Source organism: Haematobacter missouriensis (assembly GCF_000740775.1).
Lineage (GTDB): Bacteria > Pseudomonadota > Alphaproteobacteria > Rhodobacterales > Rhodobacteraceae > Haematobacter > Haematobacter missouriensis.
In genome coordinates, this window is record NZ_JFGS01000024.1 from 1 (window position 1) to 23,853 (window position 23,853).

Annotated in this window: 20 protein-coding genes; 10 read left to right on the forward strand and 10 right to left on the reverse strand. The window is 64.3% G+C overall.

Annotated features, from left to right (window positions below):
- Positions 1-24: 24 nt before the first annotated feature.
- The 3 genes from tkt to CG51_RS13585 are packed head-to-tail and all read right to left on the reverse strand — an operon-like array spanning position 25 to position 3,910.
- Positions 25-2,010, reverse strand: coding sequence for a transketolase (gene tkt / locus CG51_RS13575; protein ID WP_035745887.1), 1,986 nt, complete (start codon positions 2,008-2,010; stop codon positions 25-27).
- A gap of 9 nt (positions 2,011-2,019) precedes the next feature.
- Positions 2,020-2,898 (reverse strand): phosphoribulokinase, encoded by an 879-nt coding sequence (locus CG51_RS13580; protein ID WP_035745888.1) that lies wholly within the window; start codon positions 2,896-2,898, stop codon positions 2,020-2,022.
- Positions 2,899-2,902: 4 nt separating this feature from the next.
- On the reverse strand, positions 2,903-3,910 hold the full coding sequence (locus CG51_RS13585; RefSeq protein ID WP_035745889.1) for a class 1 fructose-bisphosphatase: 1,008 nt from the start codon (positions 3,908-3,910) through the stop codon (positions 2,903-2,905).
- A 90-nt stretch (positions 3,911-4,000) separates the two neighbouring features.
- On the opposite strand from CG51_RS13585, the gene cbbR reads away from it, so the two are divergent.
- Complete coding sequence (gene cbbR / locus CG51_RS13590) at positions 4,001-4,939, forward strand: LysR family regulator CbbR (RefSeq protein ID WP_035745890.1); 939 nt, start codon at positions 4,001-4,003, stop codon at positions 4,937-4,939.
- 189 nt (positions 4,940-5,128) lie between these two features.
- On the opposite strand, the gene CG51_RS13595 is transcribed toward cbbR, so the two are convergent.
- The 4 genes from CG51_RS13595 to lon form a co-directional block, all read right to left on the reverse strand.
- Positions 5,129-6,475, reverse strand: a complete 1,347-nt coding sequence (locus CG51_RS13595) for an ATP-binding response regulator (protein WP_035745892.1) — start codon at positions 6,473-6,475, stop codon at positions 5,129-5,131.
- Positions 6,459-7,589, reverse strand: coding sequence for an FIST N-terminal domain-containing protein (locus CG51_RS13600; RefSeq protein ID WP_051930596.1), 1,131 nt, complete (start codon positions 7,587-7,589; stop codon positions 6,459-6,461). The genes CG51_RS13595 and CG51_RS13600 overlap by 17 nt, the downstream gene beginning before the upstream one ends.
- A 10-nt stretch (positions 7,590-7,599) precedes the next feature.
- Complete coding sequence (locus CG51_RS13605) at positions 7,600-8,292, reverse strand: response regulator (protein ID WP_051930599.1); 693 nt, start codon at positions 8,290-8,292, stop codon at positions 7,600-7,602.
- A 321-nt stretch (positions 8,293-8,613) separates the two neighbouring features.
- Positions 8,614-11,022, reverse strand: coding sequence for an endopeptidase La (lon, locus tag CG51_RS13610; protein WP_035745893.1), 2,409 nt, complete (start codon positions 11,020-11,022; stop codon positions 8,614-8,616).
- A 246-nt stretch (positions 11,023-11,268) separates the two neighbouring features.
- On the opposite strand from lon, the gene CG51_RS13615 reads away from it, so the two are divergent.
- Entirely contained in the window at positions 11,269-12,054 is a 786-nt protein-coding gene (locus tag CG51_RS13615) for a 23S rRNA (adenine(2030)-N(6))-methyltransferase RlmJ (protein WP_035745894.1), read from the forward strand.
- 214 nt (positions 12,055-12,268) lie between these two features.
- Here CG51_RS13615 and tgt read toward each other — a convergent pair whose 3' ends face one another.
- Positions 12,269-13,408, reverse strand: coding sequence for a tRNA guanosine(34) transglycosylase Tgt (gene tgt, locus CG51_RS13620; protein ID WP_035745895.1), 1,140 nt, complete (start codon positions 13,406-13,408; stop codon positions 12,269-12,271).
- A gap of 392 nt (positions 13,409-13,800) precedes the next feature.
- On the opposite strand from tgt, the gene CG51_RS13625 reads away from it, so the two are divergent.
- The 4 genes from CG51_RS13625 (at position 13,801) to CG51_RS13640 (ending at position 16,024) form a co-directional block, all read left to right on the forward strand.
- Positions 13,801-14,160 carry an SUF system Fe-S cluster assembly protein gene (locus tag CG51_RS13625; protein ID WP_035714183.1) on the forward strand — a complete coding sequence of 120 codons (360 nt, stop codon included), beginning with the start codon at positions 13,801-13,803 and terminating at the stop codon, positions 14,158-14,160.
- Entirely contained in the window at positions 14,157-14,771 is a 615-nt protein-coding gene (locus CG51_RS13630; protein WP_035745897.1) for a hypothetical protein, read from the forward strand. Before CG51_RS13625 ends, CG51_RS13630 begins: the two co-directional genes overlap by 4 nt.
- A 118-nt stretch (positions 14,772-14,889) precedes the next feature.
- On the forward strand, positions 14,890-15,600 hold the full coding sequence (locus CG51_RS13635) for a DUF3307 domain-containing protein (protein WP_035745898.1): 711 nt from the start codon (positions 14,890-14,892) through the stop codon (positions 15,598-15,600).
- A 64-nt stretch (positions 15,601-15,664) separates the two neighbouring features.
- Positions 15,665-16,024 carry a HesB/IscA family protein gene (locus tag CG51_RS13640; RefSeq protein WP_035745900.1) on the forward strand — a complete coding sequence of 120 codons (360 nt, stop codon included), beginning with the start codon at positions 15,665-15,667 and terminating at the stop codon, positions 16,022-16,024.
- A gap of 52 nt (positions 16,025-16,076) precedes the next feature.
- On the opposite strand, the gene CG51_RS13645 is transcribed toward CG51_RS13640, so the two are convergent.
- The gene (locus tag CG51_RS13645) at positions 16,077-16,751 is read right to left on the reverse strand and encodes a TetR/AcrR family transcriptional regulator (protein WP_051930603.1); all 675 of its coding nucleotides are present in this window, start codon (positions 16,749-16,751) and stop codon (positions 16,077-16,079) included.
- Positions 16,752-16,875: 124 nt separating this feature from the next.
- Between CG51_RS13645 and CG51_RS13650 the strand changes: the two genes are divergently transcribed.
- From CG51_RS13650 to rpmG, 3 genes are all read left to right on the forward strand, one after another.
- On the forward strand, positions 16,876-18,000 hold the full coding sequence (locus CG51_RS13650) for an HlyD family secretion protein (protein ID WP_051930605.1): 1,125 nt from the start codon (positions 16,876-16,878) through the stop codon (positions 17,998-18,000).
- Between the two features lie 4 nt (positions 18,001-18,004).
- Entirely contained in the window at positions 18,005-19,585 is a 1,581-nt protein-coding gene (locus CG51_RS13655; RefSeq protein ID WP_035745901.1) for a DHA2 family efflux MFS transporter permease subunit, read from the forward strand.
- 107 nt (positions 19,586-19,692) lie between these two features.
- Positions 19,693-19,860: a 50S ribosomal protein L33 gene (rpmG, locus tag CG51_RS13660; RefSeq protein ID WP_011750518.1), complete on the forward strand. Its 168-nt coding sequence runs from the start codon at positions 19,693-19,695 to the stop codon at positions 19,858-19,860.
- A gap of 464 nt (positions 19,861-20,324) precedes the next feature.
- Here the strand turns inward: rpmG and xseA are convergent, their stop codons facing one another.
- The gene (gene xseA, locus CG51_RS13665; protein ID WP_035745903.1) at positions 20,325-21,932 is read right to left on the reverse strand and encodes an exodeoxyribonuclease VII large subunit; all 1,608 of its coding nucleotides are present in this window, start codon (positions 21,930-21,932) and stop codon (positions 20,325-20,327) included.
- Positions 21,933-22,002: 70 nt separating this feature from the next.
- Between xseA and purD the strand changes: the two genes are divergently transcribed.
- Positions 22,003-23,265: a phosphoribosylamine--glycine ligase gene (gene purD, locus CG51_RS13670; RefSeq protein ID WP_035745905.1), complete on the forward strand. Its 1,263-nt coding sequence runs from the start codon at positions 22,003-22,005 to the stop codon at positions 23,263-23,265.
- Positions 23,266-23,853 lie beyond the last annotated feature (588 nt).

The following is a 23,853-nucleotide window of genomic DNA, read 5'->3' on the forward strand; positions in this document are numbered from 1 at the left end:
AACCATTGATCGCTACCGTCGTCGTCATGCTGTCCTCATTTCTTTTGCGGCAATCGTCACGGCGGATGCCGTGATGCCGAAGTGTCGGTAGAGTTCGGGCGCGGGGCCGGAAGCGCCGAAACCGGTCATGCCCACGAACCGGTCGGTCGGGCGGAGCACCGCGTCCCAGCCCATGCGGATTGCGGCCTCGATGCCGATACGGGGCGCGTCGCCCAGAACCTCGCGCCGGTATGTCTCCGGCTGCGCGGCAAAGAGTTCGAAGGACGGCAGCGACACCACCGCGGCCTCGATTTCATCGGCGGCAAGCGCATCGGCAGCGGCAAGCGCGATCTCCACCTCCGAGCCTGTCGCGATCAGCGTAACGTGCCGCCGTTCCGCCCATCGAAGGACATAGCCTCCGCGCGCGGTCATGTTCATGGTGGCATCGGTCCGGACGGTCGGCAGGTTCTGACGCGAGAGCACCAGCATCACCGGGCCCGTCCGCGCCGCCATGGCGATCTCCCAGGACTCCGCCGTCTCCACCGCATCGGCAGGGCGCAGAACGGTGAGATTGGGGATCGCGCGGAGCGAGGCGAGATGCTCGACCGGCTGGTGCGTCGGCCCGTCCTCGCCCAGGCCGATGGAATCGTGCGTCATGACGAAGGTCGTGGGCACGCCCATCAACGCCGCCAGCCGGATCGCAGGCCTGGCATAGTCGGCAAAGGCGAGGAATGTGCCGCCATAGGGGCGGAACCCGCCATGCAGCTGGATACCGTTCATCGCCGCCGCCATGCCGTGCTCACGGATGCCGTAGTGGATGTAACGTCCGCCGAACTCACCGGGCGTCACGGGAACGAGCTGTTTCGTCTTGGTCAGGTTGGAGCCGGTCAGGTCGGCCGAGCCACCGATGGTGAAGGGCAGCGCCTCGTTCACCACGCCAAGCGCCATTTCGGACGCCTTACGCGTGGCCACCTTGGGACGTTCAGCGACAAGCCGCTCCTTGAAGGCTGCCATGGGCCCGGCCAGCGGGGCCGGATCGGCCGCCAGATCGGTCAGGAAAGCGTCGCGGTCGGAGGAGGCGGCGAGCCGCGCCTGCCAGTCCTGCCGGGCACTCGCCCCCCGTTCCGCGATGGCACGGAAGGAGTCATAGACTTCCGCGGGAATGTCGAACGCGCCCCAGCTCCAGCCGAGATGCGCGCGGGCGGCGCCGATCTCCTCCATCCCGAGCGGCGCGCCATGCACGTCATGGCTGCCCTGCTTGTTCGGAGCGCCATAGCCGATCACCGTGCGACAGGCGATCAGCACGGGCTGGTCGGAACCACGCGCCTCCTCGATCGCATCGGCGATCTCGGCATGGGTATGACCCTCGACCGTCAGGACCTTCCAGCCGGACGCCCGGAAGCGCGCCTTCTGATCGGTGGAAGTGGAGATCGCGGTGGAGCCGTCGATGGTGATGCGGTTGTCATCCCAGAACACGATCAGGCGGGAAAGCTTCAGATGGCCTGCGAGGTCTATGGCCTCCTGGCTCACGCCCTCCATCAGGCAGCCGTCGCCCGCCATCACATAGGTGTAGTGATCGACCAGATCGGGGAAGCGGGCCGCGGCCATCCGCTCCGCCAGCGCCATGCCGACAGAAGTGGCGATACCCTGCCCCAGCGGGCCGGTGGTAACCTCGATTCCCTGCGCATGGCCGTATTCGGGGTGACCCGCCGTCCGCGCGCCGATCTGCCGGAAGGCGCGGAGCTGATCCATGCCCATATCGGCATAGCCGATAAGATGATGCAGCGCATAGAGCAGCATGGAGCCATGCCCCGCCGATAGAATGAAACGGTCGCGGTCAGGCCAGTTCGGATCGGCGGGGTCGATCCTTATGAAGCGGTTGAACAGCACGGCCGCGACATCGGCCATACCCATCGGCATTCCGGGGTGCCCGGAGTTCGCCGCCTGCACCGCATCCATGGTCAGGGCACGGATCGCATTGGCCATCAGCCGTTCATCGGCGCGCGCGGCAATGGGAGCTTGCGTGTTCATGGCGTCCTCTCAGTGACTGTGGCGCTTGGCGTTGGTGACCAGACGCTCGATGAGCGGCGTCAGAATGAGCTGCATGGCGAGATCGAGCTTCGGACCCGGCACCACGATGGAATTCGCGCGGCTCATCCACGATCCGTTGATCATGGTGGTGAGGTAGGGGAAGTCGATCCCGTGCGGGTTCTTGAACCGGATCACGACGAGGCTCTCGTCCACGGTCGGGATCCAGCGCGCGACAAACGGGTTTGACGTATCCACGACGGGGACACGCTGGAAGTTGATGTCGGTTTCGGTGAACTGCGGACAGATGCAGTGCACATAGGCGTGCATGCGCCGCAGGATCACGTCGGTGACCGCTTCCGTCGAATAGCCCCGATGCGCGCGGTCCCGATGGATTTTCTGGATCCATTCAAGGTTGATGACCGGAACGACGCCGACCTTCAGGTCGGAGAAGCGTGCGATGTTGACCTCGTTGTTGGAGACGGCGCCATGCAGGCCTTCGTAGAACAGAAGGTCCGAGCCATCCTCGAACGGCGACCAGTCGGTGAAGGTGCCGGGCGGGGCCTGAAAGCGCTCGGCCTCCTTGTCATCATGGACATAGTGCCGCGTGCGCCCCTTGCCCGTCTCTCCATACTCGCGGAAAACCCGTTCCAGCTCGACCAGCTCATTGGCCTCGTAGGAGAAATGCGAGAAGGTGTAGTCCCCCTCCGCCGTGCGACGGGCGAGCTCGCTCTTCATCTCGGCGCGGTCATAGCGGTGGAAGGCATCGCCCTCGATGGAGACCGCCTTTATCCCCTCGCGGCGGAATATCTGGTCGAACGTGTGCTTGACCGTGCTGGTCCCCGCGCCGGAAGAGCCGGTGACCGATATGATGGGGTGACGCAGGCTCATCTCATCAGCTCCTGAAAAGTCCGCGGCTGCCGAAAAGCGCCGATGTCTCGTTGTCGGGCAGGTCATGGTAGGAGGACACGCGCGCCACGTTCTGTGCACAGCCGAACACGAAAGGCGTACGCTCATGGATGCTGCGCGGTGCGTGATCAAGGATCAGGTCGATCCCGTCGGTTGCCGCGCCCCCCGCCTGCTCCACGATGAAGGCGATCGGCGCACATTCGTAAAGGTAGCGGAGCCGCCCGCGCTCATACCCCTTGCGGGAATCGCCTGGATAGAGAAACACCCCGCCGCGGGAGAGGATCCGATGCGTTTCGGCCACCAGAGAGGCGACCCAGCGCATGTTGAAATCTCGCGTCCGCGGACCCTCCGTTCCTGCGACGCAATCGTCGATGTAGGCGCGGATCGGGCGCGACCAATGACGGTAATTGGACGCGTTGATGGCGAATTCCCAGGATTTGGGTGCCATTTCCATGCCCGTCCGGACGAGCCGGAACCGACCGCTCTCGGGATCGAGCAGGTATTTCTGCACTCCCTGCCCCATCGTCGCCACGAGGCAGCATTGCGGCCCGTAGATGACATAGCCCGCCGCCACCAGATCACGGCCCCGGCGCAGGAAGCTCTCCTCGGCCGTCGCCCCCGCCGGGTAGATGGCAAAGATGGTGCCGATGGAAACGTTGACCCCGATGTTGGACGACCCGTCCAGCGGATCGATCGCCAGCGCATAGGCGCCCTCGGAGTTGAGCTCCTCGGCTTCGTCCCGCTCCTCCGAAGCGAAGAAGCGAATGGCGCTGCCGATCAGCGCTTCCCGGAAGGCATCGTCCGCGATCACGTCGAGCGCCTTCTGTCCATCGCCGCCGGCATTCTGGCCGCGCATCTCGTCCAGCACCTCATCCAGCCCATCCCGCGCGATGCGCGTCTGAAGCGCGGCGGCGACGGTGGCAATTCTCTGAACCACGTCCTGCAGCGCGACCGGGATATGGGACTTCGGCAGTATGGGCGTTGCGTCCTGCATGGCCTGTCTCCCTTCTGATGAAAGGAACTTGCGCGAAGTTTGCTTTCATGGAAATTTTAAAATGACGAATGCCTTTTCAGGAAAAATGAAATGCCCCGCGTCGATGCCGTCACTCTCCGCCAACTCCGAATCCTTGCTGCAGTGGCATCCAACGGCTCCCTCACCGCAGCGGGGGAGCGACTGGGACTCACGCCGTCTGCGGTACACGCACAGATAAGGAACCTTGAGGCGGCGCTGGCCGTGCCGCTGCTGCGGCGCGCCGATAACGGGGGTGGCTCCGAGCCGACGCCGGAGGCCGCGCTGGTTCTTGAGGCAGGCCGCCGGATCGAGGTGGCGCTGACGCAATGCGCTGCACAGATCACCGCTCTGAAAAGCGGCCACGCCGGGCGGGTCACGCTTGGCGTTGTTTCAACTGCGAAATACTTCGCCCCCCGCCTTGTCGCGCGGCTGCGGGCGATCTGCCCCGATGTGGAGGTGGTTCTGCGCGAATCGAACCGCAGCGGTGTTGTGGCGGATCTGGAGCGCCATGCCGTGGATCTGGCCATCATGGGCCGACCGCCGCGCCACCCTGAGGTTTCGGCCACGATGATCGGCCCGCATCCGCACGGGATCGTCGTGCCCCCGGATCATCCGCTTGCCGGCCGGCAGGTCACGATAGAGCACCTGCTGAACGAAACGATGATCACGCGCGAGGAAGGGTCCGGTACGCGGATCCTCATGACACGCTATCTGGACACCGAAGCCGAAGGTGAGGTGTTCGACCTTGTCCAGATGGGCTCGAACGAAACCATCAAGCAGGCGGTCATGGCGGGGCTGGGTATCGCCTTTCTGTCGCTGCACACCGTCATGGATGAGCTTTCGCACGGGCGGCTCGCGCTTCTTCATGCACCGGGGCTGCCGATGCTCAGACGGTGGTTTCTGGTCTATCCCGCGCATGTCCCGCTGACACCGGCGGCGAATCGCATCCGCACGGAAGTGCTCGATCTCAAGGGCAGCTTCCTTCCGGCAACCGACCTCGCGCCTGGATAGGGGGCGGATATGCCGCCGTGAGACCCTGACGGCGAACGGCATGTCTATCAACCGGTTGGGTGATCTCCCGGATTAAGTCGCTGCCGCCAGAGGTCAGCACTTGCTCCCCACCGGTCGCCCCGCTCCACGCCGCCAGCCCCTCCCCAGAGCGGTTCATGGGGGTGCCGTCAAGTGCCGTGGCACGGCGCTCTAGGCGACCGGACCGCCGAGCAGCCGCGCAAGACTGCGGCGAAGGTCCATCTCCGCCAACGGCTTGGCCAGAACCTCCGCGCCGATCCGGCTGGCCGCTTCGGAGATGAACTCCAGCTGCTCCGCGCTGACCATGAGCGCGGGCAGCGGCTTGTCCGCCCTCTCGCGAAGCGCTGCGATCACGTCGCAGCCCGTCTCTCCGTTGTCGAGCCGGTAATCGCTCAGGATTGCGTCTGGTATGGCCTGCGCAAGGGTGGCAAGTGCATCTTCGAGTCCGGCTGCGGTGGTGACATCAACGCCCCATGAGCGGAGAAGAAAGGCAAAGGCGCTCCGAACGCTCGGATCATTCTCCACGATCAGGATGCGGTGCCCCGCGAGGAATTCCAGAAGCGCTCCCGGATCATCAACCGCGCCGACCCGCTGCGGCGGCAGAAGACACATCTCCCCCAGTCGCGGGAGGCGCACCCGGAAGCGAGAGCCCTTGCCCGGAGCGCTGATGAGTTCGAGCGGATGGCCAAGCCGTTGACAGGCGCGCTGCACGATGGAAAGCCCAAGCCCGGAACCCGGTTGATCGGATCTGGAGAGACGCTCGAACTCATTGAAGATCCGGCTCTGATCGGAAGGCGCGATCCCCGGCCCCTGATCGAGAACCTCCAGCCAGATACCGTCGCCATCCCGGCGCGCACCCACAAGAACCTTGTCCCCCGTAGTGTACTTGAGCGCGTTGGAGACGAGGTTCTGCCCGATGGATCGCAGCAGGACGGGGTCGCTCAACACCGTCTGAGCGGTGGGTACGAACTGCAGCGACACCTGCCGGCCAGCCGCCAGCGGCTGCAGATCGATGCCTATACGCTGGAACAACCGACCGATCGATACAGGGGAAATGGAAACCTCGGAACGGTCGGAATCCAGCTTGGCGATATCCAGAAGTGTGCGGATCAGCTCTTCGGCGGAATCGAAACTGGCGGTGATGCGCTCCACCAGTTCGGCCTGCAACGGTTCCCTGGAGGTTTCCGCAAGATGAGTGAGGAACAGCTTCGCCGCGCTCAGCGGTTGAAGAAGGTCATGGCTCGCGGCGCGCAGGAAGCGCGACTTCGCACGGCTGGCCTGGTCCGCGGCTTCACGCGCGCGGGCCAACTCGGCATTTGCCTCCGACAATTCGGAAAGGGCGCGCTCCAGTTCGCGGTTCCGGGCCAGGACTTCTCGCTCCAGCATGGCGGCCGTGCGCGTCAGAGCATAGGAGGAACCACGTGTCTCCTCCATCCGCTGCAGACGCTGCATCAGCGCGGCATTGATCTGCTCCAGCTTGTCGATCCGCCTCTGGGGACCGTCACTTTCCCGAAACATCGGGCCCTCCCCCGCCCAGAAAGGCAAGACCCACGAAAGTCTGGTTCACGTGGATACCGCCGTGCTGCTCACCATAGGTGTTGAAACCGGCCACGCGAAAGGTGCGGAAGATGCGATCCACATCAAAAAGTTCTGATGAGTCGAGAGCAATTCGTCGCAGGATGCAGTCGAAGCCCAGCACCATGTCCACTGGCATGGAAAGGCGCGAAAGTCGGTCCTCCAACCCTTCCATGGGACTGACGGCATTCCCCAGCATCAGCACCGTTCCCGTCTCCAACAGTGACATCAGCCTCAGCCCGCCTTCCGGCGTCACGCTCCGAATCGCGCGAACGAAGTTTCTGCCGCCGATCCGCACCATCAGCGGGTGACGGGCAAAGACCGCAGGCCCCAGCTCCTCCACGCGGTAACCGGTCCGCACGGCATATTCCTCCGCCGCCGGTTCGCCGTTGATGGTCAGCAGGAGACGCTCCTCCGGCAGCGCATCGGTCACCACCATGGGGACGCCGTCTGGTGTGAAGTGGTCAAAGACGACTTCCTCCACCTCCGCAGGTGTGGACAAGAGGCAGAAAACTGCGCTTCCGCGTCGGGTCTCCCCGTTGAGGGCAAGCGCTGTCTCGGTGAAGCGCAGCCCGTCTGCCGTTGAGCCCCCAAGCACCAGAAGGCCCGGCAAGGTGGAGTCCACCACCGCCGCAACCAGTTCTTCACGCCCGCTCAGCCCATCGACCAGCAGCAGGCCGAAGCGTGAGCGCCCCTGCTCCTCCGGGATCGCGGCAGAAAGTTCCCGCAACGCCCCCATCCAGTCCAATGTCGCGTGCCGGGCAAGTTCCGACAGCCAGATGGCGCCCGCCCGGAATCCGCTGGCGGGAAAGACCACCAGCACAACCCCGTCATCCCGCGGCCCGCCGTAGGCGAACCCGCCGGCGGAGGAGCAGGCGATAACGGTCGTTCCCGGAACTGCCACCCCGATACGGTCGGACAGCAGGGGGACGTCGTCCCGATTGGCAGCAAAAGCCAGCACGAGCGCCAGCTCTCGCCCCTCTTCGGCCAGCCGGGCGACACAGCTCTCCACATCGCCGGAAATGGCGAAAGGCGACCCTTCTGTCGCTAAAGACATGATCGGCCCGTCAGTGATCGAAAATCTTCGCGCGTGAGGCAAGAAGCGCCGCCTGCGTCCTGTTTCGCACCCGGATTTTCTCCATGATCGCGGCGATATGAGTCTTCACCGTCGCTTCCGCGATCGACAATTCATAGGAAATGATCTTGTTGGGCCGGCCCTGACAGATGAGCCGCAGGATGTTCATCTGCTGCGGCGTCAACGTGGCAAAGGTCCGGGCCAGTTCCTCGGCCTCGGAGCTGCTTTCAGGATCGTAGCACTCCGGTACGACCGTCTCCCCCGCCCACATGCGTTCAAGCGCTGCGATCATCTGGGCCCGCGGCAGAGATTTGGAAAGATATCCACACGCCCCGGCTCCAAGCGCCGCGGCGATGCTACAGCTTTCGAGATGCGCTGAAATCACCGTGACCGGCGCCCCAGGAACCACTTGCCGCAGCGTCAGCACGCCATCTACGCCCGACACGTCCGGCAGTGTGAGATCGAGCACCACGGCATCCGGCGCACGTTCACGGATGGCCGCGCGAGCCTCTGCCAGAGTTGCCGCCTGCCGTACACTGGCAAGCCTAAACGCATGGCGAAGGGTTATCGCAAGAGCATCGCACATCAAAGGATGATCGTCGACAATCAGGACATCCCGGACAGAGTTGCTATTCGCGCCGCGCGCGACATCGCTGCCGGCGTCCAAAACAGGACGTTCGTTCATGACTTCCTCCCTTTCCGGTCACCTCTCCCCAAAGGCCACCGAAACTTGGGACAGAATACCGCTGACAGCACGGGAGTCTAAGCCTTTTTCTTGATGTCAATTTCGGGAACCAATTTCCTCGCCCCCGAACGGCTTGCAGACCGGGCGATGCGCACAGACGCGCCATTCTCGCATAAATTTCTTTTATTACAATGGGATGAGCGCCGTTTTACGTCCGCTGGAAAGGGCGCTTAAAGGTGACTATCGTCCGCAAACCATACTTTAGCATGAGCGAATAAAAAAGGGCGCCGAAGGCGCCCTTTTCAGGATTTTCAAGATTGATCAGTGCGCTGTCGCACCGGAGCCCGCGACACGTTCCTGCCGGGCAGCGAGGGCTGCCGCCTCTTCCGCAGCCTCGTCCCATTCGATGGGTTCCGGCTGACGGGTGAGGGCGATCTTCAGCACTTCCCGCACGTGGGAAACTGGGATGATCTCCAGCCCCTGCTTCACGTTGTCCGGAATATCCGCCAGGTCCTTGGCGTTTTCCTCCGGGATCAGGACCGTCTTGATACCGCCGCGCAAGGCCGCAAGCAGTTTCTCCTTCAGCCCGCCGATCGGCATGGCATTGCCGCGGAGCGACACCTCACCGGTCATGGCGATATCCTTGCGCACCGGGATGCCGGTCAGGACCGACACGATGGACGTCACCATCGCCAGACCCGCCGACGGCCCGTCCTTCGGCGTCGCGCCATCCGGGACGTGCACGTGGATATCGATCGCATCGAATTTCGGCGGCTTCACTCCGACCTGCGGAGAGATGGAGCGCACGTAGGACGCCGCCGCCTCGATCGATTCCTTCATCACATCGCCCAGTTTCCCGGTGGTTTTCATCCGCCCCTTGCCGGGCAGTTTCAGCGCCTCGATGTGCAGCAGGTCGCCGCCGACGGAAGTCCAGGCAAGCCCGGTGACCACGCCGACCTGATCTTCCTTCTCAGCCAGACCGTAGCGGAAGCGCCGGACGCCGAGGTAGTCCTCGAGCTTTTCGGGGGTGACTTCCACGCTCTTGACCTTGCCCTTCAGGATCTCCGTCACGGCCTTCCGAGCCAGTTTCGCGATCTCCCGCTCAAGGTTACGGACGCCGGCTTCCCGCGTATAATAGCGAATGACATCCATCAGCCCCTCGTCGGTGATCTTGAACTCGCCCTTCTTCAGGCCGTGGTTCTTGACCTGTTTCGGGATCAGGTGCTGCTTCGCGATCTCGCGCTTCTCATCCTCGGTGTAACCCGCGACGGAGATGATCTCCATCCGGTCGAGAAGCGGCCCCGGCATGTTGTACGAGTTCGCCGTGGTGATGAACATCACGTTGGAGAGATCGTATTCCACTTCGAGGTAGTGATCGACAAAGGTCGAGTTCTGTTCCGGGTCCAGCACCTCCAGCATCGCGGAAGCCGGATCGCCACGGAAGTCCTGACCCATCTTGTCGATCTCGTCGAGCAGGATGAGCGGGTTCGTGGTCTTCGCCTTCTTCAGCGCCTGGATGATCTTGCCGGGCATGGAGCCGATGTAGGTCCGGCGGTGGCCGCGGATCTCCGACTCGTCCCGGACGCCGCCGAGGGAGATGCGGATGAACTCGCGCCCCGTCGCCTTCGCGACGCTGCGGCCAAGCGAGGTCTTGCCGACGCCCGGAGGGCCGACGAGGCAGAGGATCGGGCCTTTCAGCTTCTGACTCCGGGATTGCACCGCCAGATATTCGACGATCCGCTCCTTGACCTTCTCCAGACCGTAGTGATCGGCATCAAGGACTTCCTCTGCCTTGCCGAGATCCTTCTTGGTGCGCGACTTCACGCCCCACGGGATCGACAGCATCCAGTCGAGATAGTTCCTGACGACCGTGGCCTCTGCCGACATGGGCGACATGGACTTCAGCTTCTTCAGCTCGGTTTCGGCCTTTTCGCGGGCTTCCTTGGAGAACTGGGTCTGCTTGATCCGCTCCTCCAGTTCGGCAACTTCGTTCTGGCCTTCCTCGCCATCGCCGAGTTCCTTCTGAATGGCCTTCATCTGCTCATTCAGATAGTACTCGCGCTGCGTCCGCTCCATCTGGCTCTTGACACGGGACTTGATCTTCTTCTCGACCTGCAGGACGGACATTTCCCCCTGCATCAGTCCATAGACCTTCTCCAGCCGCTCGCCGATGTCGAGCGTTTCCAGCAGATCCTGCTTCTGCGCCACGTCAACGCCAAGATGCCCCGCGACCAGATCGGCAAGCCGCGCCGGTTCCTTGGTGTCGGAAACGGCTGCAAGCGCTTCCTCGGGAATGTTCTTCTTGATCTTGGCGTAGCGGTCGAATTCGTCCCCCACGGAACGCAGGAGCGCCTGAACCGTCGATTTCTCGCCGGGGGTCTCTTCGAGCAATTCCGCCTTCGCCTCGAAGAAATTCGGGTTGGAGACGAATTCGGTGATGTTTACACGCGCCTTGCCCTCGACGAGCACCTTCACAGTGCCGTCCGGCAGCTTGAGCAGCTGCAGCACGTTGGCAAGGACGCCGGTCTTGTAGATCCCCTCGGGTGAAGGCTCATCCTCGGACGGGTCGATCTGGGAGGAAAGCAGGATCTGCTTGTCGTCCTGCATGACCTCTTCGAGCGCCCTGACCGATTTCTCGCGACCCACGAACAGCGGCACGATCATGTGGGGGAAAACCACAATATCGCGGAGCGGCAGCACGGGGTAGCTGTTGGTCGGGTGTTCGCTCATGCTCTTTCTTCCTTTCCTGGCAGGAAGGCGCCGGTCCCGCTCATTCGGCAACCCTTGGCCTTCCCCGCTCTTCGGAGGCTATATCTGGGGGGCGTAGGCGCGGCTTTCAACCTGCCGCGCAGCAGCCTTCCCCGACACAATGACGGTATGGCGGCAGGGTTGCAAGGCGGGGTGGCGCGGGTTCGCCCATACGGGAGATTGCTCTTCGCTGCCCATCGCGCTAGCGGGGGGAAAAGGAGAACCGCGATGCTGTCCTACCAGCACGGCTATCATGCCGGAAACATGGCCGACGTGCATAAGCATGCGCTTCTCGCCGTCATGCTCGACTACCTCGCCCGCAAGGAAAAACCGCTCACCTACATGGAGACGCATTCGGGCCGGGGCCTCTACCGGCTGGACGGGGCGGAGGCCTCCAAGACGGGCGAAGCCGCGCAGGGGATCGCCGTGGCGGAGCGGCTGGGCTGGTTCGCGCCCGATCATCCCTATGCCCGACGCCTGGCAGAGGTGCGGGAGCGGTTCGGTCCCTCGTGCTATCCCGGTTCGCCGCTGATCGCCGCCCTGTCACTGCGCCGGTATGACGTGATGACGCTTGCGGAACTGCACCCCCAGGAATTTGCCGCGCTGGAGGAGACAATGACATCCTTCCGCGCCACGGTGCTCCGCCAGGACGGGATGGAGATGGCGCTCTCCCGCACGCCGCCCGAACCGCGCCGGGGCATGCTGCTCATCGACCCGAGCTATGAGATGAAGGAGGACTATGCCGCCCTCCCCCGCTTCGTCGGGGCGATCGCGCGGAAATGGAATGTGGGGGTGGTGGCGCTCTGGTATCCCGTGCTGTCGGGAGAGCCGCATCGCGGAATGCTGGCCGATCTCGCCCGGGCGCATCCAGATGCCCTTCGCCATGAGGTCCGCTTCCCGCCTGCGCGGGACGGTCATCGGATGATCGGGAGCGGCATGTTCATCCTCAATGCTCCGTGGGGCCTGGAGGATGAGGCGAGGCGACTCACCGGTCTGTTCCGTTCGTTGAAATAACCGCCATCGAGGACCGCACCTGCAATCACCACAGGGGCGGGGCTTCCCCAGAACAGCAACACCGAAGGTGCGAAAAGCCACCCGCCATGTGCTGACCCGCTTTGCCCTGCCAGGGCGGCAGGACTTCATGCCGTTATCAGGGCCCTGCCCTCTCTCAAGGCCCTGCCCTCGCGGAGCGCATCGGTCGTGTGAAGCAAGGCGGCCCTTCCCTCTTTCAGGTCAGGCTGAGCGGCTCGATATCGCCCGCAGCCCGCTGCGCCTCGAAAGCAGCCACGAAATCCGACAGCCGTCCCGCGGAGATCGCCGCGCGAAGCCCTGCCATCAGCTCCTGATAATAATGCAGGTTGTGCCAGGTCAGAAGCATGGAGGAGATAATCTCCTGCGCGCGGAACACGTGGTGGAGATAGGCCCGCGAATAATTTCGGCAGGCCGGGCAGGTGCAGTCCTCGTCCAGCGGGCGGGGGTCGTCCTGATGGCGCGCGTTCTTGATGTTGACCTGACCGCGCCGCGTCCACGCCTGTCCGGTTCGACCCGAGCGAGAGGGCAGAACGCAATCCATCATATCAACGCCACGCACAACCGCGCCCACGATATCGTCCGGTTTGCCCACGCCCATCAGGTAACGGGGCTTATCCTGTGGAAGCGTTCCGGGCGCATAGTCCAGCACGCCGAACATCGCCTCCTGACCCTCGCCCACCGCGAGGCCGCCGATGGCATAGCCGTCGAAGCCAATGGCCTTCAGCGCCTCGGCCGACTCCTCGCGCAGTTCCTGCGTGACACCGCCCTGCATGATCCCGAACAACGCGTGTCCCGGCCTGTCGCCGAAGGCATCCCGCGAACGTTGCGCCCAGCGCATGGAAAGATGCATGGACTTCGCCACCTCCGCCTCTGTAGCGGGCAGCGCGGGACATTCGTCGAAGCACATCACGATATCGGAGCCGAGCAGCCGCTGGATCTCCATCGACCGCTCCGGCGTCAGCCAGTGCTCTGAGCCGTCGATATGCGACTTGAACCGCACCCCTTCCTCGTTGAGCTTGCGCAGAGCGGTAAGGCTCATCACCTGAAAGCCGCCCGAGTCGGTCAGGATCGGCTTGTCCCAGTTCATGAAGCGGTGCAGCCCACCCAACCGGTCGATCCGCTCCGCCGTAGGACGCAGCATCAGGTGATAGGTGTTGCCGAGCAGGATATCCGCGCCCGTAGCGGCAACGCTCTCGGGCATCATGGCCTTCACCGTCGCTGCGGTGCCAACAGGCATGAAGGCAGGTGTGCGGATTTCGCCCCGCGGGGTGGAGATCACGCCGGTCCGCGCCTTGCCGTCCGTCGCCGCCACCGTGAACCCGAATGTCTCGCTCATCGCCTTCTCCGCTTTCGGTGCCGTCTTCACCGTCGGGCTCCGCTTTCGGGCGGTGACATAGGCGATCCGGCGCGGAAGCCCAAGCCCTTTGGCCCACGCGGGCGATGAGACGCCGGGGCATTCCTGTCAGGCCAGCGCCCACTGCGGGTTCGGCCACCACGGGAGGAGCGCAAACACGGGAAGGGACGCAACCACGGGGGGGTGATCCGCCACCGCGCGCGCCGGCGGCCAAAAGGGTTATCCTTCATCAGAGCAAAATCCGCACATTTCTGCCCGGGAGACTCTTCCTTTCCCGGAGATTTCCCGCTGTGGCCCCGCCCCGGTCTGGACCCTGCCCGCTCGCTTGCCTATATCTGGCCAAGACCGCCCGCCCGTTGCAGACGAGAGACGCGATGACCGAAGCACTCCCACTGGAGGGCAGCCCCCTCGTTCAACCCTCGACCACCGACCATCCGCTGTACGACAGCGTGGTCGCGGCATGCCGCACGGTCTATGACCCGGAGATCCCGGTCAATATCTACGATCTGGGCCTCGTCTACACGATCGACATCACGGATGAGAACGACGTCACCATCCTCATGACGCTGACCGCGCCCGGTTGCCCTGTGGCTGCCGACATGCCCGGCTGGGTCGCTGAGGCGGTGGAGCCTGTGGACGGCATCAAGACGGTGAACGTGCAGCTTACATGGGATCCGCCATGGGGCATGAACATGATGTCGGATGAGGCGCGGCTCGAACTGGGCTTCATGTGAGCGACGGGCTTCCGGGCCGTCTTGCTGTTCTGACGGGCGATATTGTCGCCTCCTCCGCGCTTTCCACCGATGATCTGGATGACCTGTTCCGCGCGCTTGGCGGGGCCGCTGATTCGCTGGCGGGCCTTCAGGATGTAGTGCCAAGGCTGACCCGCTTCCGCGGTGATGGCTGGCAGATGGTGACCGTGCCCCGACTCGCCTTTCGCGCAGCACTGGTGGCACGCGCCGCGGTGCGAGCGGTAGCCAAGGGCCGCGATACCCGCCTTGCCCTCGCCATCGGCGCGGTGGACCGGCTTGATGCCCACGGGCTGGAGGATGCCGCCGGTGCCGCGTTTCTCGCCTCCGGCCGGCTGCTGGACCGGCTGCCCGCCAAGCGGCGGATGGCCGCGGAGGGGCATCTGGCCATGTCCCTCGCACTTTCGGACGGCATAGTGGCAGGTTGGACAGCCCGTCAGGCGGAAATAGCGCTTCACCTGCTGTCGCATCCGGGTCGGACCCGCGCCGCTGTGGCGGATGCGCTGGGCATCGCGCCGCAGATCGTGCAGCGTCAGGCGGATGCAGCGCGGCTTTGGGCGATTGAGGCCGCGCTTGCGGTGTATGAAAATGAATGACATCCAAATAAGGGTGTTTTATTTGAAAACACCCAAATATGGACTGCATTCCCGCCTTGATCCCCGATAGTCGGCATGGCTAGCTTCCCGTAGAGGCTGCAGCAGAGCGATACTCCTGATGATCGAGACCTTCGCCGCTCTGTTCCTTGCCCATGTCCTTGGCGATTTTGTCTTTCAAACCCGGCGCATGGTGGATCGTAAAGCCCACCCGCCCGTCTTGATGCTGCACACGGGAACAATCCTCCTGATGATGTTTCTGACACTGGGCCGAGGGGATACGCCCGCGCCCTATGTCATTGCAGCAAGCCATCTCGCCATCGACGCGGCAAAGCTTCGGCTACCGCGTGGCCCCGGAGCTTTTCTGGCCGATCAGGCGGCCCACCTGCTGATCCTCGTCGCGGCGAGTCTGGGCCAACCCGACCTTTGGCAAGGCGGTTTCTGGGCTGGACTGCCTTTTCCTGCGACGGAACTTCCTCCGCTGATGCTCATTCTTGGCGGCGCGATCTTTGCCATCCGGGGCGGTGACTTCGCGACAGGTCTCATCGTCACCTCCGTCGCGCCCCGGAACCCGTTGCCAGAGGAGGGGCTACCAGGGGCCGGACGGGTGATTGGCCTGCTGGAACGCGGGCTGGCCTTCACATTCATTCTGTTGGGGCAGTTTGAAGCGGTCGGGTTCCTGCTCGCCGCCAAATCCATCCTGCGCTTCGGCGCGATACGAGAGGACCGCGCCGCCTCTGAATATGTGCTGATCGGAACGCTCGCGAGCTTCGCCTGGGCCATTCTCACGGCCTTCGCAGTCCGCGCGCTGCTGTCTGCCCTCACCTCCTGACCGGACGGTCTTGAGCAGGACCGCCTGCGGCCTTACATTGCAAAGCCAAAGCGCGAGGTTTCCCATGTTCAGCATTCCCGGCAAACAGGCCGTCACCCTGACCCCGGCAGCCGTCCGGCAGATCGCCCGGCTGATGGAGCGCGATGGCGCGAAAGGGTTGCGGATCGGCGTAAAGAAGGGCGGCTGCGCGGGCATGGAATACACCATGGACTATGTGACCGAGGTCAATCCCATGGATGAGATCGTGGAGCAGGACGGGGCGCGGGTACTGATTGCTCCCATGGCACAGATGTTCCTGTTCGGCACGGAGATCGACTACGCCACCTCCCTGCTGGAGAGCGGGTTTCAGTTCAACAATCCCAACGTCTCCGAAGCCTGTGGCTGCGGTGAGTCCATCAAGTTCAAGGACATGCCTGCGGGCTGACGCCGCCTGTCTTTCCGAGCGGTCCCTCGACCGCTTGCGCCAGACACGCCTTTCAGCCTTCCTGAGCGGCCACGTGACCCAAGGGATACGCGGCAAAGATCATCGCGACGGATCTGCGGGCATGGGCGGTGATGACCTCCATCGTCGGTTCCCTGTCCGCCGCCATCAGCGTCCGCACCATGACGGGGTGGGTGCATAGGCTCAGGAACTGCCAGGCTGCTGCCTCCACATCCTGCATGTCGAGCCGCCCCGCCGCGACAAGTCGCGCGAAATAGGCGGCGACGCGACGCGCGCCGGCAACCGGACCCGCCTCGAAAAAGCTCTGCGCGGGGGCCGGTATCCGGTCCGCCACGCCCACGACCATGCGGACAAGGGCGATATGTTCTGGTTCCAGCAGCCGGGTGATCAGATCGACGGCATAGCGGGTGAGCACCTCCTCCGGAGCGCCCGCCGGGTCAAGCGCGGTGAGATGCTCTGCCGTCTGCCGCTTGCTATCCTCGACCAACGCGATGAACAGGGCTTCCTTGTTCGGAAAATAGACATAGAGCGTGCCCTTGGACACGCCCGCCTCCCGCGCGATCGTCTCCATGCTCGCTGCCTCGAACCCCACGGCAAGGAAGCGGCGACGCGCGCCCTCCAGGATCTGCTCCCGCTTGGCGCAGGCGCCGGACAGGGTTTCTTCGCCCATGGTGGCCTTGGTCGCATCGGAGATCGGGCTGGGATTCATTACGGCACCTCCGTGTCACCAGCTCTTGCTTTAGTCCAGTAGAGGAGTATGTCAATGCTTGACCGAACGGTTCGGTCAATTCGCCGCACCCCGCCCTCTGGCCTTGCTGTCAACGAGCCCCGCCATGCCCCGAGATTCGCTCCAGTCTTCCAACGCCGATCCCGCGCAGACTGACGCCGCCTCCACCGATCAGAAGGCTCCGCCCGGTCGCAAGCGGTTCATCCTGATCGGTCTTCTGGCTGTTGCGCTCATTGCGCTGCTGGCCTTCGGCTGGCACTACTGGACAATCGGGCGGTTCGAGGTGTCCACTGACGACGCCTATGTGCGGGTCGATTTTGCCATCCTCGCCCCAAAGACGGCGGGCTATGTCGCCACCGTTCCCGCGATCGCCAACCAGGCAGTCCATGCCGGCGATCCCCTCGTGACGTTGGAGGATGGGGACGCGCGTGATGCCTTGGCCCAAGCGGAGGCGCAGCTAGCCGTCCAGCAGGCATCCATCCAACGCATCGAGAGTCAGGAGGCCGCGGCAGCCACGAGCATCACCCAGGCCGAAGCACAGGTGACGGCGGCAGAGGCCGTCTCCGTGCAAGCGGCAGCGGATCTCACCCGCTACATCCGTCTCGCCCAGACCGATGCAGCCAGTGCCCAGCGCCTCGAATCGGCCCGGGCCACTGCGGCGACGTCGGAGGCTTCGCTGGCCGAAGCCCGCGCGGGCGTCAGCGCGGCAGAGGCAAATGCCCGTGTGGTTTCCGCCCAGAAGTTGGAGGCCGAGGCGATGGTTCCCGGCCTTACCGCCCAGCGCGATCAGGCGGCGCGTGTGCTCAATGAAACGGTGCTCCGGGCGCCGGTCGACGGCGTCGTGGGCAACCTGTCGGTCGCCATCGGCGATTACGTCACGCCCGGCAAGCGGCTGATGGCCATTGTGCCGCTCCGGGACACCTATATAGAGGCCAACTTCAAGGAAACGCAGATCGAAAAGCTCCTGCCCGGCACCCATGTCCGGGTGGACGTGGACGCTTATCCTGACCGAAGCTTCGACGCGACGGTGATCGGCATTTCTCCTGCCTCCGGCGCAGTGTTCAGCCTGCTTCCCCCGGAAAACGCCACAGGCAACTTCACCAAGGTGGTTCAGCGTCTGCCCGTCCGCGTCCAAGTTCCCGACGATGTGGCGGAGGCCGGATGGCTGCGCCCTGGCATGTCGGTGGTCGTGACGGCGGATACACGCACGACGCCTCCCCATCAGGACTGAGGCCATGGCCGACACCGCTCTCGCAGCTCCCGCCTCCCGCCCGGAGCCGGCGATCACGCCACGCCGCTTCATCGCCTTTGCCGCGCTGGTTTTCGGGATGTTCATGGCGATCATGGATATCCAGATCGTCTCCTCCTCCCTCAGCCAGATCCAGGCGGGCCTGTCTGCCGCCCCGAACGAAGTGTCCTGGGTGCAGACGAGCTATCTCATCGCCGAGGTGGTGATGATTCCTCTGTCCGGCTTTCTGTCGCGGGCGCTGTCCACGCGGGTTCTGTTCACCCTTTCGGCTGCGGGATTCACGCTGGCCTCTGCGCTCTGCGCCTCCGCTACAAGCCTGAACCAGATGATCATCTATCGCGCGCTTCAGGGCTTCATCGGCGGTGGCATGATCCCCACCGCGTTCGCGGCCTCCTACATCATCTTTCCCAAGCGCCTGCAGGGACCGGTCATGGCGGTGGTCGGGCTGACGGTCACGCTCGCCCCGACCATCGGGCCGACCATTGGCGGCTACCTGACGGAGCTTCTGTCCTGGCACTGGTTGTTTCTGATCAACGTGCCGCCCGGGATTGCGGCGACACTGCTGGCCTGGTTTCTCGTGGACTTCGACGAGCCCGATTACGCCCTGCTCCGGCGATTCGATTTCCTCGGCCTCGCCACGATGACGCTGTTCCTCGGATCGCTGCAATATGTGCTTGAGGAGGGGCAGACGAACGACTGGTTCGCAGATGAGACCATCGTGCTGATGACCGCGCTGGCCGTGGGCGGAGCGGTCGCCTTCTTCTGGCGGACCTTTACCGCGCGGACGCCGATCGTGGACCTCTCCACCTATCGCGACAGGAACTTTGCAGTCGGTTCGCTCCTGACATTCGTTCTGGGCATCGGGCTTTACGGGCTGACCTACCTCTATCCGCTCTATCTCGCGCGGATCCGGGGCTATACCTCTCTCCAGATCGGTGAGACCGTCTTTGTCACTGGCGCGGCCATGTTCTGCACGGCGCCAATCGTCGGCAATCTGGTGCGACGGGTGGATCCGCGCAAGCTGATCGGGCTCGGCCTCGCGGGTTTCGCGGCTTCGACCTACATGGTGACCCCGCTTACCGCGGACTGGGCATTTGGCGAGCTTTTCTGGCCGCAGGCATTCAGGGGCGTCGCACTGATGCTCTGCATGATTCCCATCAACACTATCGCACTCGGTACGCTGCCGCCCGATCGGGTGAAGAACGCCTCCGGGCTGTTCAACCTCACCCGAAACCTCGGCGGCGCCGTGGGACTCGCGACGATCAACACCGTACTTCAAAACCGTACCGACCTTCATTATCAACGGCTCGCGGAGCAGGTCCGCTGGGGCAGCGTCGCAGCGGAGGAGCGGTTGGCAGCTATAGCGGCGGGTCTTTCCAGTACGCTTGGCCCCGCCGCCGACGGGGCCGCGCTGGCTCGGATCGCGGGCATGGTGCGCCAGCAGGCGACCGTGATGGCTTTCGCCGATATCTTCCTCTTGCTGGCGGTCATGTTCGCCGCGACGCTGGTGCTCGTGCCGCTGGTTCAGCGTCCACAGGGGACTGCTGGAGCCGCGGGCGGCCACTAACGGCGAAATGGCGTCGAAAGCGGTTGACTCCGGTCGATCCATGCGTAAAAGGCAGGCTTCAAAGAATTTCGCGGACGGGCGCACCGTCCGACTGCAGGAGAACACCAATGGCGAAGCCGACGACGATCAAGATCCGTCTGAACTCGACGGCGGGCACCGGGCATTTCTATGTCACCAAGAAGAACGCCCGCACGATGACCGAAAAGATGACGGTCAACAAATACGACCCCGTCGTGCGGAAGCACGTGGAATACAAAGAAGGCAAGATCAAGTAATTCTGCCTCCTTCGGAAGACGCAAGAACCGTGCCGTGAGGCGCGGTTTTTTCGTTTCGCCTTGCCGACAAAACTGGCCTCATATGCGCCTCACCCCGCGACTCTATCTTCGCCGAAGGGCGCGGGACATGAGTCAGCAGGGCAGGAGCTCAGCAGGGCACGGGCGTCTGGCCTGCAGCGGCGTCAGAATTGCCAGCCCTCGTGGGAAACGCTGAACTGCGGCTTTGAGCATAGGAGCATATCCGGGCTGCCCAAGCAGGAATGAAACTCCACGTCGGCCGGCTCCGCGCCGAACTGCCGGCTTTCTGCCACGCGAAAGGGAGCATTCCCGCGGTCGCGCACCCTCACAATTTCCACCGGTGGCGCACATTTGTAACGGCGCAGGACGATCAATTGCTCCGCCTTTTGCGATTCCAGCCGAGCCAGCCGGCATTGGAGGGAATTCTGGCGCGCAATCCTGTCCGGTCAGAGCAGCGTGCCCTGACCATCCTCCCCCTCCGACCCACCGGCGGCAGGCGGGGCCTTCTTGCGCCGTTTCGGACTGGCCGGCAGCACAGGACCGACGATAAGCGTCCCGTCGTGGAATTCCAGCTCCAGCGCAGGGGCCGGTTCCGCCGCCATGCGAGAGGTGACAACCTGCCCCTCGGCGCGGACGACGACATAGCCGCGACGGAGCGTCTCCCGGTAGCCGAGCGTCTGGCGGAGCCGTTCAAGGGCCTCCAGCCGGATCTTCACCCCCTCCAGCCGTTGAGCCACGCCCGTGTCGAGCCGGGTGGACAGCACCGCCAGCCGCTCCCGCCCGCGCGCGGTCATACGGGCATTGTCGGCAAGGCTGCGGCGAAACCCGGCTTCCAAGGCCAGCGACAGCCGCCCGAGGTTCTCCCGCCGCCGCGTCAGCCCCTGCCCCAGCAGGCCGGGCAGGCGAGCGGCCCTGTCCTCGGCCATCCGCCGTTCATGGATGAGGAATCGTGACAGCAGCGCCGGTTGCAGGCGGACGCCTGCCCGCTCGAACCCCGCCCGGCGCCGGGCCGCCAGCGCGCGGAGCGCCGCAGGAAGCCGGTGGCTCCACAGGTCCAGCCGCTGCGATGGCCCGGCGAGCAACGCCTCCGGCCGGGGCAAAGCACGCGCTAGATCGCGAAGCCGCTGCCCGCGCAGGACGACACCTTGTCCCGTCGCGCGCATGAGCCGCGCGCCCTGGCCGTCCACCGCCGCGAGCAGTTCCAGCCGCACCGGAACCGCCATCTCGGCAGCCGCGGTCGGCGTCGGCGCGCGGCGGTCGGAGGCGAAATCTATCAGCGTCGTATCCGTCTCATGCCCGACGGCGGAGATCAGCGGAATGCGGGAAGCCGCGGCGGCGCGCACGACCTCCTCCTCGTTGAAGCCCCACAGGTCCTCGATGGAGCCTCCCCCGCGCGCGACGATCAGCAGATCTGGCCGGGGAATCGGGCCACCCGCGGAAAGCGCGTTGAAGCCGCGGATCGCGGCGGCAACCTGGGGGGCGCAGTCCTTGCCTTGCACGGCGACCGGCCAGATCAGCACGTGGCGCGGAAACCGGTCGCGCAGACGATGCAGGATATCTCGGATCACCGCCCCCTGAAGCGAAGTCACTACGCCGATCACCTCCGGCAGAAAGGGGATCGGCTTCTTGCGGGCAGGGTCGAACAACCCCTCGGCCTGCAACTGCGCGCGACGCTTCTCCAGCATCGCCATGAGCGCGCCGACACCAGCGGGGGCCACGTCCTCCACCACCATCTGGTATTTCGACTGCTGGGCGAAAGTGGTGAGCCGCCCCGTGGCCACCACTTCCATTCCCTCCTCAGGCATCACGGTGAGTCGTGAAGCCGTGCCTTTCCAGCAGATGGAAGCCAGCGTCGACTTGTCGTCCTTCAGGTCGAAATAGACATGACCCGTGCGCGCCACCACGACACGCCCCACCTCTCCGCGCACGCGGACATGGGAAAACCCGCCCTCGATGGAGCGTTTGACCGCTCCCGACAGTTCCGAGACAGTGAATTCCGGCTCATTCCGGCGGGGCTCGCCCCGGGGTTCGGGATCTTCAAACAGGTCGGACACGTCACACTCGCTTGCTCAAGGGGCGCGGCCATCTTAGAACGCCCGCCAACCGAACGGAACGGGCCGAGACATGAACATCCTGATACTGGGCGGCGGCGGGCGCGAACATGCGCTGGCCTGGGCGATCAAACAGAACCCGAAATGCGACCGGCTCATCGTCGCACCCGGTAACGCAGGCATCGCGGAACTGGCGGAGACGGCGGCGATCGACATTCTCGACGCGGCCGACGTGCTCGAATTCTGCGAGGCGAACGCCATCGACTTCGTGGTCATCGGGCCGGAAGCTCCGCTGGCCGCTGGGATCGCGGATGCGCTGAGCGCCGCCGGCTTTCTGACCTTCGGCCCGTCCGCCGCCGCCGCACGGCTGGAAGCCTCCAAGGCCTTCACCAAGAAGATCTGTGACGCCGCCCACGCACCCACCGCAGGCTACGCCCGCTTTACGGAGCGGGAGGCAGCCCTTGCCTATGTGCGGCAAACCGGCGCGCCGATCGTGGTGAAGGCGGACGGCCTCGCAGCGGGCAAGGGCGTCGTCGTCGCCCTGGCGCTCCCGGAGGCCGAGGACGCCATCGAGGACATGTTCGGCGGCCAATTCGGGGAAGCCGGCGCGGAGGTCGTCATCGAGGAGTTCATGGAGGGGGAGGAAGCCTCCTTCTTCATCCTCTGCGACGGGGAGACTGTGCTTCCCGTCGGCACCGCGCAAGATCACAAGCGCGTGGGCGATGGCGATACCGGCCCCAACACCGGCGGCATGGGCGCCTATTCCCCCGCCCCTGTTCTGAGCGAGGCGATCCAGCGGCAGGCGCTTGAGGAGATCGTGAAACCCACCATGGCGGAGATGGCGCGGCGTGGCACGCCGTTTCAGGGCGTCCTCTATGCCGGGTTGATGATCAAGGAAGGTCGCGCGCGGCTTGTGGAATACAATGTCCGTTTCGGAGACCCGGAATGTCAGGTGCTCATGATGCGTCTCGGCGCGCAGGCGCTGGACCTGCTCCATGCCGCTGCCGAAGGGCGTCTTGCGGAAATGACGGCCAGCTGGGCCGATGACCACGCGCTGACCGTGGTAATGGCCGCGGACGGCTATCCCGGTGATTACGTGAAGGGAACGGAGATCCGCGGGCTGGACGCGCTGCCGTCCGACAGTTCCCGCATGTGCTTTCATGCGGGAACAGTGGAGCGGGAGGGCCGCATCCTCGCCAATGGCGGACGGGTGCTGAACCTCACCGCAAGGGGTGCGACATTGGCGGAGGCCCGGGAGCGGGCCTATGCGATGGTGGAACGGGTGAACTGGCCGGAGGGCTTTTGCCGTCATGACATCGGCTGGCGCGCGCTCTGACGCGCTCCCTGAGACGGCGGGCGCGTCACCGGCGGGCGGAGCGCCGCGTTTCCCCGGAGTGGATACTACCGATCAATGTACCCTGGGAGCAGAGCGCCGTCCCGGACGCTGACCCGGAACACCGACCCAGAACACCGACAACGCCCGCAGATTCTGGTGCGAACGCTTGGCGCGACGGGAGCGTTAACAGGCTGCTGAAAAAGTCCTGAAGTCTCCTGCCCATATGCCAGAAATCAGAAAATCGACCCCGAAACGCCCGAAGCATATAGATTTCCGGCTGGATTTCATCAGATGGCGAGCGATCTCCACTCCGACACAGGCCAAAAAGCTTTTTTAACAGCCTTTTAGAATACGGCCAAGCTACAAACCGGTCCGGGCCATCGGTGCCATCCGCTCCTGTCACCTGAATCAGGGCCATCTGAATCGCGGTCACCCCGAAAATCCATGCGCTCCTCGCCTCGGCATCCCCGGTGGAACGGCACGTAGATGATCTGCCCCGACCCCCTGCGTAATCTGCGGGCGGCGCGGGCCAGCAAAGCCGACACCGACACCGACACCGACACCGACACCGACACCGACACCGACACC